The organism is Capsulimonas corticalis, assembly GCF_003574315.2.
GTDB classification, from domain to species: Bacteria; Armatimonadota; Armatimonadia; order Armatimonadales; family Capsulimonadaceae; genus Capsulimonas; species Capsulimonas corticalis.
The window spans coordinates 5,208,785-5,227,196 of sequence record NZ_AP025739.1; the positions used below are offsets into that span (position 1 = coordinate 5,208,785).

The 18,412-nt window shown below is 62.7% G+C and carries 16 protein-coding genes; 10 read left to right on the forward strand and 6 right to left on the reverse strand.

What is annotated here, in order from left to right; all coding sequences use genetic code 11:
• Nucleotides 1-17 precede the first annotated feature (17 nt).
• Entirely contained in the window at nucleotides 18-2,021 is a 2,004-nt protein-coding gene (locus D5261_RS22320) for an ATP-dependent DNA helicase (protein WP_119321955.1), read from the reverse strand.
• Nucleotides 2,022-2,191: 170 nt separating this feature from the next.
• Here D5261_RS22320 and D5261_RS22325 point away from each other — a divergent pair, with 170 nt between their 5' ends.
• Complete coding sequence (locus tag D5261_RS22325) at nucleotides 2,192-2,602, forward strand: hypothetical protein (RefSeq protein ID WP_119321954.1); 411 nt, start codon at nucleotides 2,192-2,194, stop codon at nucleotides 2,600-2,602.
• Nucleotides 2,603-2,616: 14 nt separating this feature from the next.
• Here D5261_RS22325 and D5261_RS22330 read toward each other — a convergent pair whose 3' ends face one another.
• Both D5261_RS22330 and radA read right to left on the reverse strand, forming a co-directional pair.
• A complete protein-coding gene (locus tag D5261_RS22330) occupies nucleotides 2,617-4,620 on the reverse strand; it encodes a hypothetical protein (RefSeq protein ID WP_218025617.1) in 2,004 nt (667 codons plus the stop codon).
• Complete coding sequence (gene radA, locus D5261_RS22335; protein ID WP_119321951.1) at nucleotides 4,617-6,014, reverse strand: DNA repair protein RadA; 1,398 nt, start codon at nucleotides 6,012-6,014, stop codon at nucleotides 4,617-4,619. The genes D5261_RS22330 and radA overlap by 4 nt, the downstream gene beginning before the upstream one ends.
• A gap of 161 nt (nucleotides 6,015-6,175) precedes the next feature.
• On the opposite strand from radA, the gene D5261_RS22340 reads away from it, so the two are divergent.
• The 9 genes from D5261_RS22340 to D5261_RS22380 all read left to right on the forward strand — a co-directional run bounded on the left by D5261_RS22340 (nucleotide 6,176) and on the right by D5261_RS22380 (nucleotide 15,253).
• Nucleotides 6,176-6,889: a zinc ribbon domain-containing protein gene (locus D5261_RS22340; protein WP_165864262.1), complete on the forward strand. Its 714-nt coding sequence runs from the start codon at nucleotides 6,176-6,178 to the stop codon at nucleotides 6,887-6,889.
• A 3-nt stretch (nucleotides 6,890-6,892) separates the two neighbouring features.
• The gene (locus D5261_RS22345) at nucleotides 6,893-8,554 is read left to right on the forward strand and encodes an ATP-binding protein (protein ID WP_119321949.1); all 1,662 of its coding nucleotides are present in this window, start codon (nucleotides 6,893-6,895) and stop codon (nucleotides 8,552-8,554) included.
• The gene (gene dut, locus D5261_RS22350) at nucleotides 8,535-9,041 is read left to right on the forward strand and encodes a dUTP diphosphatase (RefSeq protein WP_119321948.1); all 507 of its coding nucleotides are present in this window, start codon (nucleotides 8,535-8,537) and stop codon (nucleotides 9,039-9,041) included. Before D5261_RS22345 ends, dut begins: the two co-directional genes overlap by 20 nt.
• Complete coding sequence (locus tag D5261_RS22355) at nucleotides 9,019-10,062, forward strand: tetratricopeptide repeat protein (RefSeq protein ID WP_119321947.1); 1,044 nt, start codon at nucleotides 9,019-9,021, stop codon at nucleotides 10,060-10,062. Before dut ends, D5261_RS22355 begins: the two co-directional genes overlap by 23 nt.
• Nucleotides 10,063-10,204: 142 nt before the next feature.
• Nucleotides 10,205-10,828, forward strand: a complete 624-nt coding sequence (locus D5261_RS22360) for a redox-sensing transcriptional repressor Rex (protein ID WP_301002565.1) — start codon at nucleotides 10,205-10,207, stop codon at nucleotides 10,826-10,828.
• Nucleotides 10,829-10,867: 39 nt separating this feature from the next.
• Entirely contained in the window at nucleotides 10,868-12,277 is a 1,410-nt protein-coding gene (locus tag D5261_RS22365) for a class II fumarate hydratase (protein WP_119321945.1), read from the forward strand.
• A gap of 20 nt (nucleotides 12,278-12,297) precedes the next feature.
• Nucleotides 12,298-13,053 carry a ThuA domain-containing protein gene (locus tag D5261_RS22370; RefSeq protein WP_119321944.1) on the forward strand — a complete coding sequence of 252 codons (756 nt, stop codon included), beginning with the start codon at nucleotides 12,298-12,300 and terminating at the stop codon, nucleotides 13,051-13,053.
• Nucleotides 13,053-13,808 carry an SDR family NAD(P)-dependent oxidoreductase gene (locus D5261_RS22375; protein WP_119321943.1) on the forward strand — a complete coding sequence of 252 codons (756 nt, stop codon included), beginning with the start codon at nucleotides 13,053-13,055 and terminating at the stop codon, nucleotides 13,806-13,808. The genes D5261_RS22370 and D5261_RS22375 overlap by 1 nt, the downstream gene beginning before the upstream one ends.
• Nucleotides 13,805-15,253 carry an FAD-binding oxidoreductase gene (locus tag D5261_RS22380; RefSeq protein WP_218025616.1) on the forward strand — a complete coding sequence of 483 codons (1,449 nt, stop codon included), beginning with the start codon at nucleotides 13,805-13,807 and terminating at the stop codon, nucleotides 15,251-15,253. The genes D5261_RS22375 and D5261_RS22380 overlap by 4 nt, the downstream gene beginning before the upstream one ends.
• Nucleotides 15,254-15,301: 48 nt before the next feature.
• Here D5261_RS22380 and D5261_RS22385 read toward each other — a convergent pair whose 3' ends face one another.
• The 3 genes from D5261_RS22385 to D5261_RS22395 form a co-directional block, all read right to left on the reverse strand.
• Entirely contained in the window at nucleotides 15,302-16,084 is a 783-nt protein-coding gene (locus tag D5261_RS22385; RefSeq protein ID WP_119321942.1) for a class I SAM-dependent methyltransferase, read from the reverse strand.
• 168 nt (nucleotides 16,085-16,252) lie between these two features.
• The gene (locus D5261_RS22390; RefSeq protein WP_119321941.1) at nucleotides 16,253-17,500 is read right to left on the reverse strand and encodes a glycoside hydrolase family 10-like protein; all 1,248 of its coding nucleotides are present in this window, start codon (nucleotides 17,498-17,500) and stop codon (nucleotides 16,253-16,255) included.
• 125 nt (nucleotides 17,501-17,625) lie between these two features.
• On the reverse strand, nucleotides 17,626-18,369 hold the full coding sequence (locus D5261_RS22395) for a tetratricopeptide repeat protein (RefSeq protein WP_119321940.1): 744 nt from the start codon (nucleotides 18,367-18,369) through the stop codon (nucleotides 17,626-17,628).
• Nucleotides 18,370-18,412: the final 43 nt, after the last annotated feature.

Sequence of the window (18,412 nt, forward strand, 5' to 3'; positions counted from 1 at the left end):
TGTTTGGCCCCATCCCCTCAGCGAGGCGGGGGGATGGGGCTCGCCGCTTCCTCTTCCGGCGCAAAAAACTTCGTCACGTCCTCGATATACCGCGTTACGGGTGAGCGCGGCAGGAACTTCATAATGTCCGAACCGTAGCGCTTGGTGACCAAACGCGTGTCGAGCAGGGCGACGACGCCCCGGTCTTCGACGCCGCGCATTAGCCGGCCGAAGCCTTGTTTGAGGCGAAGCTGGGCTTGCGGGAGCGCGTAGTCGTTGAACCAGTCGCCGCCGCCGGCGGTGATCTGGTCGACGCGCGCTTTGTGCAGAGGACTGTCCGGCATGGCGAATGGGATCCGGTCGATGATCACGAGGCGCAGGCCGTGGCCGGGGACATCCACTCCTTCCCAGAAAGACTGCGCGCCGAGCAGCACGGCGTTTTCCTGCGATTTGAACGCCTCCACCAGACGGGCGTTCGGCATCTCGCCTTGCCGCAGCAGCGGGTAGGGCAGGTTGGCGAGCATGAGCTGCTCGTGGACGACATTCAGCGCGCGATGCGAGGTGAACAGCAGGAACGCGCCGCCTTTGGCGGCGTCGAGCAGGCGAATGATCTCCTCGACGACTTCGTACGTGTAACTCGGCGATTCACTCGGCGGCGGAAGACGGCGCGGAATATAGATCAGCGTGTTGGCGGCGTAATCGAACGTGGAGTCGACCAGGGTTTCGGTGACTTTCGTGTCCTCGGTGGGAATGCCGAGCCGTTCGCGCAGGTAGTCGAAGCTGCCATTTGTGGACAGAGTCGCCGAAATCAGTGTGGCTCCGACTCGGCGGTTGTGCGCCCAGAGGGTCGGGCCGAGCAGGGGCGCCACGGAGATCGGCGTGTAGTGCAGAGTCGTGATCGGCCCGCGCCGGCCGCCCCGGTTCTGCGATCCCCAGCGCAGATAGTTTTCGTCATCGCCCTGAAAGATCATCGCCAGTTCTTCCTTGGCGCGAGTGCACTGGCGTCGTAGGCCGTCGATGCGGTCCTTGGCGATGGGGTCGCCGCTGGTGTCTTGTTTCAGCAGCTCCACCGCGAGGCGGTCCAGCAGAGCGCCGACACCCGCCACCTGGGTCTGCGCGTTCTTCAGGGCGTGCGGGCCCTCCAGGGCTTCGCCGACGTTAAAATCGGGTTTGTTGATGCCGGCGAACGGGCTGAACAGCTCCAGGCTGGACTGCTCCAGCGCCTTCAGCCGCTCCTGATCCAGGTCCAGACGCCGCGAGGCGCGTTTGACTTTGTCCAGCAGCGAGGGCAGGCGCGACGACGAGAAGGCGACGCCGAACGCGCCGGCGGCGGCGGTCTCCAGGTGGTGCGCCTCATCGAAGATGACGTAATGGTAATCCGGAAGCAGGTTCGCGTTCTGTTCGCCGCGCCCGCGCACGGCGAGATCGCTGAAGAACAGCGCGTGATTGACCACGAGAATGCTGGCGTCCTGCGCCTCGCGCTTCATGTTGTAGTAGAAACAGCGGTCGAAAAAGCGGCACTCCTGACCTTTGCAGGTATCGATATTGGCGCGAATATCCATCCAGCCGGGATAGGAGAAATCGAGCTCGGAGACGTCGCCGGTTTCGGTCGTCCCGCTCCATTTGCCGATCTGGATAAACTGGGGATCACCAGCGGTCCACAGCTCGCCCCGGCAGACATCGTAGTCCTGAAGGCACAGATAGTTGCCGCGTCCTTTGAGGACGGCGGCTTCAAAGGGCGTCGGCCAGATCGACTGCAGAAACGGGATATCCTTTTCCAGCAGTTGGTTCTGGAGCGCCAGAGTCTGGGTGGAGATGACGACTTTGCGCTCCGGAGTCGCCATCGACACGGCGGGGATAAGATAGGAAAGCGTCTTGCCGACTCCGGTGGCGGCCTCCACCAGGGAGACGCCGCCGCGCTTGCGCATGGATTGGAGGACGGCGGTCGCCACCTCCTGCTGCTGGGGTCGCACCGAGAAGCCCGGCAGAGCTTTGGCGAGGAGGCCGTTCTTCGCGAAAAACGAATCGATCTTACTGCTCATTCTGTCCTTTATTGTACCTATCCACGGCGTCTGCGGCGACGCGCAGGTTTAGTTCTTCCCCATTCCGGATAAAACTCCAGCGAGGGGAACGGCGTTCTGATGGAGATGTTCTCAAGATCCCGAACTCCAACACTGTTACCCAAAAACCAGATCGAATGAGGAGAATGATAATGAAAGTCCGAAACCTGTGCGTCGTGGGCGCCCTCGCGGCCGCCGTCCTGTCCTTCTCCGCGCCGGCCACCCGCGCCGACGACATGTCCAGCTCCAGCAGCATCGACTATAAGACCCTGATCAATCCGAAATGGGACTATACTGACCTTCAGCACGCGAAGGCTTATGGCTTGACCGACAGCCAAACGGCCACCGTGGCGAAGATCGCCTGGAAGACCGGCTGGAGTTTCACCGATGTGCTGGCCATGGTGCAGCGCGGCGAGAGCTTTGGATTCATCGCGCAGAAGGCGAACCTTCGCCTTTCCGACGTGATGGATTCCAGCGATGTCTGGGACAAGATCGCGGCCTACAAGATGGCCTACGAGCACACCGGCAAAAAGGCCATGATGGATAGTTCGTCCAGCATGTAACCCATCGCGAGTCATCACGCGGACACGGGCTCGAAGGCGGATCGCGGATCCGCCTTCGAGCCCGTCGTCACGAGCGATAGATACGACCAGAGCAGCATGGCGCAGAGCGCGCCCGCGACGGCCCCGGCGTCGTTGAACGCGATCGACAGCAGCACCCCCGCAATCCCCGCATTGAACAAGGCGATCGTTCGGACATTGTTCAGACGCTGGACAGCCGAGCGCGACATGAAAATCCCCGCAAGCGCGCTCCATAAGGGAACCGCCCAGGCGCTATGCCAGAGAAGATGGCCTTCAACGGCGAGCTTGCGCGTGATAATATCCCATCCATCTCCAAGCCCCGATGTCCCGATCTCCGCCATGGCTTGTCCCAGATGCGACTGTCGCCCCGGATTGAGATGGGAATCCAGAAACGCGACGGCGAGCACCGCGAGCAGCGAAGCCGCCACCACCAGAGCCGCCCGGCCCGCGCTCCACCGAACGCCGCGTAACGAGCCAAAGTAAACCAGCAGCGTCCCGACGGAAACGATCACGCCGCCCGCCTTGGCGCCAATCTGCGGCCATCCGATCATGCCGATTGTCGCGAGCGCGAGCGCGAGCATCAGCCGCCGCGACCAGGTCGCCGCCGCGCCAGCGGCCGCCACGAGCATCGCGCCGGCGAGCGCGCCCATCATCTCATTCCCGATCCCATAGTAACGGGCGCCTTCCACGATCGAGTAGCCCAGCAGCGAGAACTTCAGCAGTCCGTGCGGCGCAAGCATATGGATGACTCCGGCAAGCCAGATCAACCCGCACAGCCCGCGCAGGGTGTTTGCCGGCCCAATACGGCGCCGCAGCAGCAACGCCGCCGTCAGCAGGATCGCCGAGGCGACGCCAAACTGCGCCGCCGACGTGCTGAGGGCAAACGCGGCGATGGCGACGCCGGGCAGCAGAGTCAGATCCCAAGGAGCATCGCCGCCGCGCCGGCGAAGCGCCAGCGCCAGCACGACGATCAGGCCGCCGGCGACGGCGAAATACGGCAGGAGCTTCATTCCTTGCCGCTGCGCCGTGGCGCGGCGCTGAATGCCGAGCAGCGCCGTTGTGGGGCGCGCCGTCGGGCGGACAGTGAAGTCCGCCGTTCGCTGTCCGCTCAATAGGGATGCGCCAAAATAAGCGGCCAGCGCCGGCGCGAAGTCCGTGTTAGCGACAAGTCCCGGCGTCCGCGTGGATCGGCTTGTCAGCAGTCCTGGGCCTCTGCCCGTTTCGTACTGAACCATGGGAGCCAGGCGTTCGCCGCGCGCATACTCGGCGTCGTTCACCGCCGGCGAAATGACGATCAGACGCGCGCCAAACTCGTCCGCGGAATGGATGGCGGCGGCCAGCAGGCGGTCCGCATCTTGCCAGTTAGCCGGCGCGTCGATGATAACGGAGCACTTGCCCAGCGTCAGCAGCGGCGTTGCGAAGTCGTCCGCTCGAATGACGTTCGTGGTCCCGATGTCGTCACACGCGACAAATGGCGCAATGGGGCCTTGAGTGGCTAGGACCGTCACCCCCGATCGATGGAGGCTGGCGCAGAGATTCCCCAGGGAAATGCGATATCCGAGGTTTTGATTGGCGGCTACGATGCGCGGCCAGTTCAGCGCAACAAACAATCCGCCTCGGCGTACGAGGGTTCGACGCTCAAATAAATCCTCCGCGCTGACGCCAGGCAAGGCCGGAGCGGAGAGAAAAGACCATTGAACATCACGCGCATTGCAGGCGGCGCGCGCGCCGCTGCCCAGCGTCAGCGCGGCGCTCGCAATGCTTTCCCGTCCGCGATTGTCCGGGATGCGCGCCGCGCGCGTGTTGACGAGCGCGCACTGGCCGGTCTCCAGCAGTCGGTGGAGGGTGGGGGATGGCGACGCCATCCAGTCGCTCAGCGTCGCGGGCGGCGTCAGAACGATGATCGCGCGGCGCGGCGCGGCCATAACGGGATACGCGGCGCCAAAGAGCACAAGAAGGGCGAGCGCGAGCAGCGCGGTCAATCGAATCCGCGCCCTCACGATCGGAACGCCTTTTCAATCGCTTGATGGACATTGTCCACGCCGATCACTTCAATGCCGAGCCGCGCGCGGGAAAGGCCGGCAAGAGAACGAGCCGAAACGATCGCGCGTTTGAAGCCCATGCGTCCGGCTTCGCGCAGACGCTGCTCCATATGGCCGACGGCGCGCACTTCGCCGCCGAGGCCGACTTCGCCGGCGACGACCGTATGTTCGTTGACGGCGATTTCTCGAAAGTTTGACGCCGTGGCGACCGCGATCGCCAGGTCCGCCGAGGGTTCATCCACACGCACGCCGCCGGCGACATTGACAAACACATCGTACTTGGCGAGCCCCAGTCCGGCGCGCTTTTCCAGGACCGCCAAAATCAAATTCACGCGGTTTGTGTCCACGCCTGAAAATGTCCGGCGCGGGCTGGCGAGGTATGACGGCGCCACCAGCGCCTGAACTTCGACTAAGAGAGGGCGTGTTCCCTCGACGATGGGAGAAACGCACGATCCCGTGACGCGCTCGCTGCGCTCGGAGAGAAACATCTCACTCGGGTTGGCGACCTGCGCCAGGCCCTCCTCGCGCATTTCGAACAGCCCAAGCTCATCTGTGGAGCCAAATCGGTTCTTCACGGCGCGCAGCACGCGGTAGGCGTAGTGCCGGTCGCCTTCAAAGGTCAGGACCGTATCGACCATATGCTCCAGGACGCGCGGACCCGCGAGCGCGCCTTCTTTCGTCACATGGCCCACCAGAAAGATCGGGATGCCGTGACCCTTGGCGGCCTGCGCCAGCATCGCCGTGCAGGAGCGCACCTGTGAAACGCTGCCCGCCGCCGAATCGACTTCGGGGTGCTGCATCGTCTGGATACTGTCGATGATCACAACGGAGGGCCGCTCCGACGCGATTGTCGAGGCGATCAGCGTCACATCCACTTCGTTGTGGAGCAAAATATTGGGGGAAGCGACGCCCAGGCGCTCGGCGCGCAGCTTGATCTGCGTCGCCGATTCTTCGCCCGAGACATACAGCACGGTCCCGCCGCTCGCCGCCAGAAAGCCCGCCGCCTGCGTCAGCAGCGTGCTTTTGCCGATGCCCGGATCGCCGCCGACCAGGATCAGCGCGCCCGGCACGATGCCGCCGCCGAGCACCCGGTCAAACTCCGAAAGACCCGCCGACATGCGGCCTTCCAGGGCGACGCTCGGAACATCGGTCAAACGCGTCGGCTGCGCGCGCGTCACCAATCCCAGCGACGCCGCGCCGTTCGACCGAGAGATCGCCGTCTTGGACGGAGTGATCGTGATGGATTCTTCGAGCGTTCCCCACTGGTCGCACCCCGGACACTTGCCCAGCCACTTCGGCGTTTCGTAGCCGCACTCGCGGCAGACGTGCCGCGTTTGAATTCCCTTCGCCATAAGTTCTATTGTACCTGATAACTCAAATTGCCAGTGGACAGAAGATGCGAATCCGCGTGGAAACGTCGAACACATGCACGGTCTCCGAGATTCATTTGACAGCGCATATCCCGTATGCTAGAATCACTCGAATAGCGCCGCGTGGCGCACGGAGAACCCTTATGCCCCTATTGCGTGAGACGCTCGACGCGCTGCTGGCACTGCAGCAGATCGATACGCAACTTCAGCGAACTCGGAAGACACAGGCTGGTCTCGATACCGGAGCGGACGCCAAGACGAAGGCGGCCGCCGCCCGCGCCCACGCGCAGACTCTGAGTCAGGATTACCATAAAACCGCCGCCGACCTCAAAGACACCGAGCTAAAGCTCTCCACTCTGGAGAACAAACTCAAAACCAACCACCAGCGCATGTATCAGGGAACGATCACCAACGCCAAAGAACTGGCGAATCTGGAGAAAGAGATCGATTCGCTGGGGCGGCAGCGCTCGGACCTGGACGGCCGCATTCTCGAACTGATGGATGAGGTTGAATCGAAAAAGACCGCCTCTGCCCTGGCCGACGCGGAAGCGGCGCAGGCGGAAGGGCATCACCAATCCACCGTCGCGCAGTACCATGCGCGTTTTGAATCCCTGGCCGGGGATTTGACGACTCTGACCGCCCAGCGCACGGAGGCCGCGAACCAGGTCGAGGACAAGGCGATGCTCAAGCGATACGACGATATCCGGGCGCGCGCCGCCGGCGTTGGGATTGCCCGCGTGGTCGATCGCACCTGCGGCGGCTGTCATATGCAGCTCGGATCTCAGGCGATCAACATGGCGCTGGGCGGCGACGAGCTAGCTATCTGCGAAAACTGCGGACGTCTGCTCACGAAATAAACTATGGCGATCGAACCTATCACTCCGAGCCTGCCCACGGAACCGTCGCCCGCCGCCAGCGCGGCGGCGACGCCCCCCGTCGCCGACTTTGAAGAAACGCTGAAGCGGCTGGTCGACCGGATCGCCAAGGTGATTCAAGCGGAAAAGTGCGTCTTTCTGCTGCATGACGCCGTGGCCGGCACGCTTTATCCCACGCGCCCCGCCCTTGGATTGACCGAGGAAGATCTCGCGCGCATGGAGCGGTCGATCTCGGAGGAGGGAATCTCCAGCGAAGTTTTTCGCACCAATGTCCCGCTGATCCTTTACGACGCGCTGCGCGATCCGCGCGCCGTGGTGGAGAACCTGGCGCGCTACGGTGTCCGAAACGCCGTCTCGGTGCCGCTGGTCGTCGAAAAGCGCGATGACGACAACCGCGTGCTGGATCGCACCGTCGTCGGCGTGCTGCACGTTTTCAATAAGCGCGGCGGCGGCAAGTTCACCGATGAAGACGTCCGGCTTCTCCAGCGAATGGCGATGAACGCCGCCGCCGTGATCTCGTCGGCGCAGGTTTACCGCGAGGTCGTTCAGGAGAAACAAGAGTTTATCCAGACGATCGACAGCCTCGTCGCGGGGCTCTTGATGGTCGGCATAAACGGCCGTCTGCTGCAAATCAATCCTTCGGCGCGCGCCATTCTCAATATCAAGCCCGACGTGCCGCTGATCGGCGTCTTTTACTACCGGGCGATCCATAACGATAAGATCCGCATTCTGCTCGGCCGCGCGCTGTCCTCGCAGAACCCGGAACTCGCGGACGAAATCTCCATCCCGGCGACCGAAGACCAGGGCGAGCGCATCTACCAGGCCCAGTGCGCCCCGGTGCGGGACAGCCAGGGCGCGACAGTGGGGATTGTCGCGATCTTCAACGACATCACGGAGATTCGCGGCGTCGAACGGATGAAGACGGCGTTTATCTCGACGGTCTCGCATGAACTGAGAACGCCGCTGACCAGCATCAAGGGATTTATCTCGACGCTGCTCGCCGACAACGAAGGGTTTTACGACGAGCCGACTCGCCGGGAGTTCTATGAGATCATCGACACCGAATGCGACCGTCTGACGCGTCTTATCAAAGATTTGCTGGATATCTCACGCATCGAGCAGGGCCGTTCGATGCAGATGTACTGGGAGCCGGTGGATATCGTCACGCTGACGCAAAAAGTCCTGTCCGCGCAGCGCGCCTATACGAAGAACCATACCCTCAGTCTGGATTTCCCCGAGAACTTCCCGACGATTGAAGCCGACCCGGATAAAATCGATCAAATATTGACGAATCTGGTCAACAACGCCATCAAATATTCGCCGCGCGGCGGCGAGGTGCGCGTGATCGGTCGTCATGTCGATGGAACCGAAGGGTATGTCTCCATCCGTATTACAGATGAGGGCATGGGCATTCCGCGCGAACATCTGCCGCGCCTGTTCGAGCGCTTCTACCGCGTGGACAACCGCGATAACCGCGAGATCGGCGGCACGGGGATCGGCCTGGCGCTCGTGAAGGCGCTCACGGAGGCGCATCACGGGCATGTCACGGTGGAGAGCGATCCTGGAGTGGGGACGACGTTTACGCTGATCCTGCCGATTTCGCAGGAAAAGCTGCTGGAGGCGCCGCATGGCTCAGGCGTCAAGTAACGGCGATCTCGTTGTTTCCATCCGCCGTGAGCCGGATGCCCTGGATTTGCCGCTGCCGGCCTATGCGACCGCGGAAGCCGCCGGCATGGATCTGTGCGCGGCCTTGACGCACGACGCGGTGCTCAAACCCGGCGCGCGGCTGCTCGTGGACACCGGAATACGGATCGCCCTGCCGTTCGGCTACGAAGCGCAGGTGCGTCCGCGCAGCGGACTGGCGGTGCGCGCGGGTCTGACGGTGCTGAACTCGCCGGGAACCGTGGACAGCGATTACCGGGGCGTAATCAAGGTCCCGCTGATCAACTTGGGACAGGAAGATGTCGTATTGAAGCGAGGGGACCGCATCGCGCAGATGGTGGTCGCGCCGGTCACGCGCGTGCAGTGGGCGGTGGCGGAAGAATTGACGGAAACCGAGCGCCAGGAAGGCGGCTTCGGCCACACCGGGCTTGGAAGAACGGGAGATTCGATTGACGCAGGCGATGGATTTTGACGGCCAGACGTCCTGTGCGACGGCGGACGGGGTGACGCAGGAGGTCTATGCGCTTCTGGCGCAGGCGAACCTGTGCCGCATCCGGGGCAACTGGCCGGACGCCATCGAAAAGTGCATGGCGGCCATGCGCATGGATCCGCAGAGCGTCGCCGCGCATGGGCTGCTTGGCGATATCTACGAAAACAAAGGCTGCCTGGACGACGCCATTCAGTGGTACCGGATGGCGCTGGATATTAATCCTGACAGCCCCGCCGATCATCAAAAACTGGAGCGGCTGCTGATCCAAAAGAGCCGCATTCTGGATCGGACGAAACCCGCCGCTGCGCCCCCGTCGCCCGTGGCGGCCGTCGCGCCTCCCGCCGAGCAAAAGAGCGGATGGGTTCGCGATCCCTTCAAGACGCTTCGGGTCACGGCGTTTTCCTCCGCCGCCCTCGTTCTCGCGATCGTGATCGTCGCCATGCTTGTCTCGCACTCGCACGGGGCGGGAAACGCCGCGCAGTCCCAGATCGCCACGCCGCCGGTCGTGCTGACGTCGGATGGCCTGACGCCGAGCAACGACGACGCCCATGGCGGCCTTTCCGATGTCCGTGAAACCGTGGACGAACGGCTGCTCACCGGCATGCGGGGCGACTCCGACCTGACGGGGCATGATGTCTCGGTGACCGATGTCCAGTCGGACCCGCGCTCCGGCCGCGCCACGGTCACCATTCTGATCGCCGCTAAAGACAGCGCCTCCCTCAACCGCGACACCGTCGCGGAGGCCATTTTGCGCGCCGCGCACTCCGCCATGCGCCTCACCGACCCGGCCTCGTACACCGACTTTACCGTCCGGGTCCTGATTCCTTCCTCCTCCGACGCCTCCACCGCAAGCGGCGCCGCCCTGGCCGCGCTGGCCGATATCAGCCGCGCCAATCAAGCGGTGCTCGACGCCGATATCGCCCAGCTCACCCCCGCGCAGCGCCAGCAGATGCTCACGCATACCTGGTGGGCCGGCTCCGTGCTCGATACTCCCATTTCCTGAGGACCCCCTAGGAGGCGGGCGGGGGTTGACGAGGCATGCGGCGCCTTGTATAATGGTTGTGCGATAATTCACAAACGATAGCGGAGCCGGTCCGGCAAGCTCGATCATCAGAGGGAAGAATACGTTGAATAGCAGCCCGAAAGTGCCGATGCCGACGTTGGAGCGGTTGGCAACGTATCTCCGTTACCTGATCGACCTGGACGCCTCCCATGTGGAGACGATCTCTTCGACGGACGTAGAGCGGCAAACCGGCATCAACGCCGCACAGTTCCGCAAAGACCTTTCCTATTTCGGCGAATTCGGCAAACCGGGCGTCGGTTATAACGTCTCGGAATTGCAGGCGCGCATCGCCCGCATTCTCAAGATCGACCAGATGCAGCCGGTCATTGTTGTCGGCGCCGGAAACCTTGGAAGCGCCTTGATCGGCTATCCTGGCCTCCAGGAGCACAAATTCCATATTGCGGCGGCGTTTGACCGCGATCCCGCCAAGATCGGGCGTCTTCAAAACGACCTGGTGGTTCTCGACGAATCATCCCTGGGCGAAGTGAACGCCAAGATCGGGGCGCGCATCGCCATTCTGTGCGTTCCGGCGAACGCCGCGCAGCATGTGGCGAACGACGCGATCGCCGCCGGAGTGCGGGTTATTCTCAACTTCGCTCCCATCATTTTGAAGGTGCCGGAGCGGGTCGTCGTGCGAAACGTCTCGTTTTTGCAGGAGCTCGCCGTGCTTTCCTATCACCTTTCCAGCGAAGCGCCGGCCACATAAGCGCTTCACTCGACATTCTCCAATCAAAGGTATTTCCCAATGACGCAAACTCGTATCGAAAAGGACTCCATGGGAGAGTTCGCCGTCCCGGTGACGGCCTACTACGGAGCACAGACGGCGCGCGCCGTCGACAACTTCCCCGTTTCCGGCGTGCGCTTCCCGCGCCCGTTCATCCTGGCGCTCGGCGCGATCAAGCGCGCCTGCGCCGAAGCGAACGTCGCCGAGGGACTGTTGGATGAGACGATCGCCAAAGCGATCTATCAGGCCGCCGACGAAGTGATTGAAGGACGCTGGGACAGCCAGTTCGTAGTCGATATCTACCAGACCGGGTCCGGCACCTCGACGAACATGAACGTCAACGAAGTGCTGTCGAACCGCTCCATTGAGATCATGGGCGGCGTGATCGGCTCCAAAACTCCCGTTCATCCCAACGATCATGTCAACAAGAGCCAGTCGTCCAACGATGTCATCCCCACGGCCATCCATGTGGCGGCGGCCCTGGAGCTGGAGAACAACCTGCTGCCGGCCCTGCGCGGCCTGCACGCGGCGCTGAAGCAGAAGGCGGCGGACTGGGACGACATCGTCAAGATCGGCCGCACGCACTTGATGGACGCGACGCCCGTGCGGCTCGGCCAGGAAGCTTCGGGCTGGGCGCGGCAGGTGGAGCTTTCCATCGCGCGTTTGGAATCGGTGAAGCCGCGACTGCTGGAGCTCGCCATCGGCGGTACGGCGGTCGGCACGGGGATCAACTCTCCCGTCGGCTTCGGCGCGCGTGTTTCGGAGCGGCTGGCGGAGCGCTTCGGACTGCCGTTTGTCGAGGCGGAAAACCACTTTGAAGCGCAGGGCAGCCAGGACGGCGCCGTGGAGCTCGCGAACCAGCTTTCGACGGTGGCGACGTCGCTGCTGAAGATCGCGAACGATGTGCGCTGGCTGTCGTCCGGCCCGCGCTGCGGCCTCGGCGAGCTTTCGCTGCCACCCGTGCAGCCCGGCTCCTCGATCATGCCCGGCAAGGTCAATCCTGTCATCTGCGAGCAGCTAATGATGGTGGCCGCCCAGGTGATCGGCAACGCGACCACCGTGACCGTTGCGAACACCCACGGAAATCTGGACCTGAACGTGATGCTGCCCGTGATGGCGCGCAACGTTCTGGAATCGCTGACCTTCCTGTCGAATTCCGTCAATGTCTTCACCACGAAGGCGGTGAACGGCTTGACGGCGAACAAAGAGCGCGCCGAATCGCTCGTCGAGTGGTCCATGAGCATGGTGACGTCGCTCGCGCCGGTCATCGGCTACGACAACGCCGCGAAGCTCGCGAAGCGCGCCGTGGACGAGCATAAGACCGTGCGCGACCTGGTGACATCGGAGAATATCCTGCCGGCCGATCAGGCGGCGGAGCTGCTGGACGCGCGAAAGATGACCGAACCCGGCGTCGGCGCCGGCGGGGAATAGATCTCGGAGGAGACATTGTGATGAGTGAACAGACTCCCGTAAAGGTGCTCGTTTGGGACGAAGCGCCGACGCACGCGCCGCGCGAGGTGTATCCGCAGAGCATCAACGGCGCCATCGCGGCGTTTCTGAATGAAGACGGCGCCGGACAGATCGTGGCGACGACCGCGAATATCGACGATCCGGAGCAGGGGCTCTCGGAGCAGGCGATCGCGGACGCCGATGTGATCATCTGGTGGGGCCACGCGCGTCATGACGAAGTGCAGGACGAGCTTGCCCAGCGGGTTGTCCAAGCCGTTCACGCCGGCACAGGGTTCATCCCGCTGCACTCGGCGCACTACTCCAAAACGTTTCGCGGCGTGCTCAGCGCCACCGGCCACCTGAAAGGCGGCTGGCGCGAGCAGGACGAAAACCCCGACACGGAAGAAATCACCGTTTGCGCGCCCAAGCATCCGATCGCCGAGGGCGTGGAGGACTTCACGCTGCCGCGCGAAGAGATGTACGGCGCTCCGTTCGACGTGCCTCCGTTCAAGACGGTTGTCTTCCAGTCTTATTTCCCCGTGGGCGGGGAATACTTCCCGAGCTTCGCGACATCGGTCGGCGAGGGGATCACTCCCGACTTCCATAGCGGCGGCGGCAAGGGAGAGAACCAGGGCGAAGGGGCGGGGCGGGTTTTCTACTTCCGGCCCGGTCATGAAACGTTCCCGACTTACTTCGACCCCAGCGTGCGCCGGATTCTGCGCAACGCGGTTCTGTGGACAGCAAGGCGGACCGGATAATGCCGACGCTTCCCTGGAAACGCGCGATTGTCGTCGGCGCCTCGTCGGGCATGGGTGAAGTGATCGCGCGCCGTCTGGCGGCCTCCGGCTGCAAGACGGCGCTCATCGCGCGCCGCGAATCGGAGCTGAACGCGCTCCGCGACGCCCTGAACGCCGAAAACGAGGCGCCCATCGCCTTTGCTTATCCCCACGATGTCGCCCATACCCACGAAGTGAACGCGCTCTTCGCGCGGATCACGCAGGATCTGGGCGGCCTGGACTTGATCGTCTACGCTTCGGGCGTGATGCCGCCAGTCGGCCCCCAGGAGTACGACATCGAAAAAGACGCGCTCATGATCGAAGTCAATGTCACCGGCGCGGTGGCGTGGCTCAATGAGGCGGCGGCCCGGTTCGGCAAGGCGAAGTCCGGCACAATCGTTGGGATCTCCAGCGTCGCCGGGGATCGGGGACGGACCACGGGGCCGGTCTACGGCGCCAGCAAGGCGTTCCTCAATACTTACCTGGAAGCGCTGCGCAACCGCGTGGCGCGGCATGGCGTCAAGGTCGTGACGGTCAAGCCCGGACCGGTCAAGACGCCGATGACGCAAGGGCTGGGCAAGCTGCCCTTTATCATCTCCGCGGATGAAGCGGCGGATACCATTCTGGCGGCGGCCGCGCTGGGTGTCCACACCGTCTACGTGCCGCAGAAGTGGCGCACGATCATGGCGGTGATCCGCGCCATTCCCTCGCCGATTTTTCGCTATTTGAACATATGATGGACTTCAAAGAAATGGTTCTGCCGGCGGAAGTTCTGCCCGCCGAGCGGCTGGAGCGTATGGAGGGGTGGGGCATGTCCTGCGCGGGCATGAGCTACGTCTACCGGCCGGTCAATACGCGCGGAGTGCGGGAGATCCTGGAGATCGCGCGCGGTTCAGGCCGTCCGATCGGCATGCGCGGGGCGGGCCGTTCCTACGGGGACGCCTCGCTAAACAGCGAAGGCATGCTGCTGGACCTGACGCGCATGAATCGGATTCTCGAATGGGACCCGATCTCCGGCTTGATCACCGTGGAGCCCGGCGTGACGATTCAGCAGCTCTGGCAATATATCATCGAAGACGGCTGGTGGCCGCCCGTGGTCTCCGGAACGATGTTCCCAACCCTCGGCGGCGCTGCGTCCATGAACATCCACGGCAAGAATAACTTCAAAGTGGGTCCCATCGGCGATCATATTCTGAGCTTTCAAATTCTGCTGCCCGATGGACAAGAATTGACGTGTTCGCGTCAGGACAACGCAGATCTCTTCCATGGCGCCATCAGCGGCTTCGGTATGCTCGGCGTGTTCACGCAGCTGACGATCCAAATGAAGCGAATTTACAGCGGCCTGCTGGACGTGACCGCGATCGCCGTCGGCTCGTTCGCCGAAATGTTCGCGCAGTTCGAGCAGCGCCTTCCCGAATCCGACTATCTGGTCGGCTGGGTGGACTGCTTTGCGTCCGGGGCCAGCCTCGGGCGCGGCCAGATTCACCAGGCAAACTATCTGGACCCCGGCGTCGATCCCGAGCCGGCGCAGACCCTGCGCGTGACCAATCAAGAACTTCCGGATACGTTTGTGGGAACCGTCCCCAAATCGCTGATGTGGCGTATCATGAAGCCATTCGCGAACGATCCCGGCATGCGTGCGATCAACTTCGCCAAATACCTCTCCAGTGAGAAACTGGGCCATGAGGCAAAGCACCGTCAAACCCACGCAGGTTTTGCCTTCTTGCTGGACTATGTGCCAAATTGGAAACTGACCTACATGCCGCATGGGCTGATCCAATACCAGAGCTTCGTGCCGGCCGAAAACGCGCTCGCCGTCTTCACCGAACAGCTCCGTCTGTCGCAGCGCTACGGCCTGACCCCATACCTCGGCGTCTTCAAGCGCCACCGCCCCGACGATTTCCTGATGACGCACGCCGTCGAGGGCTACTCCTTCGCGCTCGACTTCGCGCTGACCGCGACCAACCGGGGCGCCCTGACCAGCCTCGCCGCCGAAATGGACGCGCTGGTCGTGGGGGGAGGGGGCCGATTCTACTTCGCCAAAGACAGCCTCCTGCACCCGTCCACCGTGGCGCGCTTCACGGGCGAAGAGCGCATTGCGAAGTTTCAGGCGCTCAAGACGCAGTGCGACCCCGAAGATCTACTGCAAACAAACTTGTATCGGCGATTGTTTCCGAAGTAGAATTTTCTCTCAAAAGCCGTTGGTGAAAGCCAACGGCTTTTTTGACTTTCATGGTTTGTGTGCGAGGAGCGCAAATGTATGCGGTAATCGGCGTAGAGTGTCATGCGGAATATGCGGGAATTGATCCCAGAATGGCTCCGGGTATTCGTGGAGCTGATCGAGAACGAGGCCCGCATTGATGACGCTGTTGACGACTTCACCGAGTGTCCACTGGCGATAACGAGGGGTTGCCTGGGTCACCCGCGAAAACAGACGTTCGCGAAGTTCCGTTGAGAAGTAATTGCCATGTTCCTGGTCCAGAAGATATCCAGGCGCATTTTTGTCCCAAATCCAATCCAATGGGTGTCCTTCCAGGATAAACACCCGTCCGCCCGGCGCTAACACGCGCGCGACCACATCCGCCCAGGCGGCGAGATCCATCATCCAGCACAAAGCGCCCTTGCCGGTGTAGACCAAGTCGGCGGTCCCGTTGAGAACTGTGGGCGTTTGCAATAGATCAGAGCAATACCAGGCTGCCGGCGCGTCGATTGCCGCAGCTTTGCGCCGAGCCGAAGCCAATAACCCCTCGCTAATGTCCACGCCGACGACCTCAGCAGCCCCTTGCCGGAGCAGAGAAAGAGCATCCAGGCCCCCCGAGCATTGCAAGTGAATTGCTCGCCTGCACCACGGCGCGAGGTCTCCGAGTAATTGCTGTTCCGATTCCAACAGATAGTTGCCTCCAGATCTGAGGAATTCGATCACCTCAGCCTCGCAGCCCTCCCCATGGGAATACGTGTCGGCAATCTCGTCCCAGAACGCCCCTGTTTCTCTATGGATCGCGGGAATATCCATCTCGTCACTCCTTCGCGCCTGCGGTGATTTCCCGTAGGATCCGACAAATTGAGAATATCTTCTCCTCTTCCTATCGAATTGACACAGCCGAATTGTCAGGAGATCACGACAAAAAACAAAAACGCCCAGCGATCGTACATCGCCGGGCGTTTTCTCAGCAGTCGATCATTAGTATCTGTTCGCCGTCTGCGTAGCGTCTTTCGCCGGCAGCCACGGCATTGTTGGAAGAGTCGCGGGCGCTGCGAAGCAGCGTTTGTCCAGGGCGTCAAGATAGAGGTCGTTGGCTCCATCTTTTGTGACGCCTCCGTAGCTGAAGAGGATCGCGCCTTGGGCGCCGAGGGCGCGGGCGGCGTTGATCTTGGCGGCGGCCGATTCGGCGGAGATGTGCCAGGCGCCGATCCCCGCATAGGCGAACTTGTCGGCGTCATGCGCGGCTTTGACGGCGTCCGCGATCTGCTGCGCCACTTTGGGCGTGCTTGCGCCGTAGGCCATGGGCGCGACGGCGTCCAGGTAGCCCAGCTTCAGCCATGTTTTCCAATCCTGGCCGCGCACGACGCGCGCGTCCTTCCAATCCGCGAAAACCGCCGCCGACATTACGATCCATGGCTTGGCCGCCTTGACGTCCTGGGAGATGCTCCGGACGAGCTCCGTGACCTGGCGCCGGCGGAAGTCCGCAAACTGCGCTGGGAAGGCGTGTACGTACGCCAGACGGTCATGGCGGGCCTTGATGGTGAGATTGCGGTTCTGCTGCGGCGTCAGCGTGGGCGTGAGGTCCTGCTGGAAGCGCTGCATCGCGGCGCTGGAGTAATCGTAGGCGGCGCTGGGGTAGCGGATATAGTCGAGGTGGACCCCGTCGATATCGTAGTGCGTCGCCAGATCCATCACGACGTCATGGATGTGCTTACGCGCCGCCGGATTGGCGGGGCTCAGAAACGCCCCTTCGCACTCTTTGCCCTGCGACATCAAGAAGCTGCCGGCGGCGTCCCGGCAGAGCCAGTCGCGGTGGGCGTTCATGATATGATTTTTGGCGCGCGGCGGCTTGGGCGAACCCCAGACGTAACAAGAGTTCACCCAGGCGTGAACTTGCAGACCAGCCTGGTGGGCGAGGGGAAGCAGTGTTCCCAGCGGGTCGAAATCTGCGGGCGTTCCGTCCAATTCCTCGGATCGGGGCTCCAGGGCGGATTGGTAGAAGGCGTCTCCGCGCCCCCGGACCTGGACGAAGAGCGCGTTATAGTGATGGGCTCGGGCGACGTCCACGACATGCTTGATGCTCTGCGGCGATGTGAGGTTCGTTCGCACCACCCACATGCCGCGCAGTTCCTGGACGGCGGGTTTGTCCGGCGTCTGCGCGGCGGCGGGATGGACACAGCAAATCATGGAGGCGGCCAGAGCGGCCACGGGTCGGTAATTTCGCATAGGGGATAGTACTCGTTCCCTGAGAAAAGATTAGTATTTGTGCTGGGTTTGACGCAGCGACAGGGCTATTGTTCCATATATTGGTACGGAACCACAGCCCTGTGTGCGTGCGAATGCGAGAGTAATTATGATTTCTTCTGAAAAAGGAGTTCGATCGGGCTCAGCGAAGAGCCATTTGCCTCACCGTTTTGCGAGATCTGATGCGGAATATGCAGGGCGGTCGGGTCGCTCTGCGCCAGCATCATCTTCTCGATCATGACATCTTCCATTTTGCGGTAGCGCTCAAGCTCCACTTCGTCGCTGGCGATCGTGGCGTCCCGCTCCTCGATCTGCGCCGACAGAAAGTCGATATAACGCTCCATTTGCGAGAGCGCCTGACGCACTTGCGCCGGGTCGTAGCCGCCGGAGGCCACACGCGCGAATGAGAGCGTTCGCAGGTAGGCCTTGACGCCTTCGGGCGTCTCGCCCAGCACGGATCCGACCAGGGGCTGGTCGTCCGGGCTGTTCTCAAGGCGCTGAAGCATCATCCGAGCTTCGACATGCCCGGGGGCGGCGCGCAGCGCCTGCTGGAGCGCGCGCTTGGCGTCGTCCCGCCGGCCGACGGCGAGGTATGAGTTTGCAAGGTTGACGCTCAGGTCCGCCGGGGGACCAGGAGCGAATGAAAGCCGGCAAGCGTCCTCGAACGCGGTCACCGCTTCGGCGGCGTGTCCGAGGGCGTACAGCGAAGCGCCGAGGAATGCGAGCGTTTGGAACCGGACGCCTTGCGTCACGGTCCGTTCGCGGTCCCCGGCCGCATTGCGCAGCCGATCCGTCGCTTCACGCATCCGGCCTTCTCGGAAAGCGCGCAGCCCTAACTGCCAATCGGTCATAGTGCTTTACGTTGATCCTTTCCCGCTCCCGCAGCCCATCCGA

Bases quoted from the DNA above. Each gene is read 5' to 3' on its own strand.
- D5261_RS22320 (WP_119321955.1), bottom strand. From the start codon at position 2,021: ATGAGCAGTAAGATCGATTCGTTTTTCGCGAAGAACGGCCTCCTCGCC.
- D5261_RS22325 (WP_119321954.1), top strand. From the start codon at position 2,192: ATGAAAGTCCGAAACCTGTGCGTCGTGGGCGCCCTCGCGGCCGCCGTC.
- radA (WP_119321951.1), bottom strand. From the start codon at position 6,014: ATGGCGAAGGGAATTCAAACGCGGCACGTCTGCCGCGAGTGCGGCTAC.
- D5261_RS22340 (WP_165864262.1), top strand. From the start codon at position 6,176: ATGCCCCTATTGCGTGAGACGCTCGACGCGCTGCTGGCACTGCAGCAG.
- D5261_RS22345 (WP_119321949.1), top strand. From the start codon at position 6,893: ATGGCGATCGAACCTATCACTCCGAGCCTGCCCACGGAACCGTCGCCC.
- dut (WP_119321948.1), top strand. From the start codon at position 8,535: ATGGCTCAGGCGTCAAGTAACGGCGATCTCGTTGTTTCCATCCGCCGT.
- D5261_RS22365 (WP_119321945.1), top strand. From the start codon at position 10,868: ATGACGCAAACTCGTATCGAAAAGGACTCCATGGGAGAGTTCGCCGTC.
- D5261_RS22370 (WP_119321944.1), top strand. From the start codon at position 12,298: ATGAGTGAACAGACTCCCGTAAAGGTGCTCGTTTGGGACGAAGCGCCG.
- D5261_RS22375 (WP_119321943.1), top strand. From the start codon at position 13,053: ATGCCGACGCTTCCCTGGAAACGCGCGATTGTCGTCGGCGCCTCGTCG.
- D5261_RS22380 (WP_218025616.1), top strand. From the start codon at position 13,805: ATGATGGACTTCAAAGAAATGGTTCTGCCGGCGGAAGTTCTGCCCGCC.
- D5261_RS22385 (WP_119321942.1), bottom strand. From the start codon at position 16,084: ATGGATATTCCCGCGATCCATAGAGAAACAGGGGCGTTCTGGGACGAG.
- D5261_RS22390 (WP_119321941.1), bottom strand. From the start codon at position 17,500: ATGCGAAATTACCGACCCGTGGCCGCTCTGGCCGCCTCCATGATTTGC.
- D5261_RS22395 (WP_119321940.1), bottom strand. From the start codon at position 18,369: ATGACCGATTGGCAGTTAGGGCTGCGCGCTTTCCGAGAAGGCCGGATG.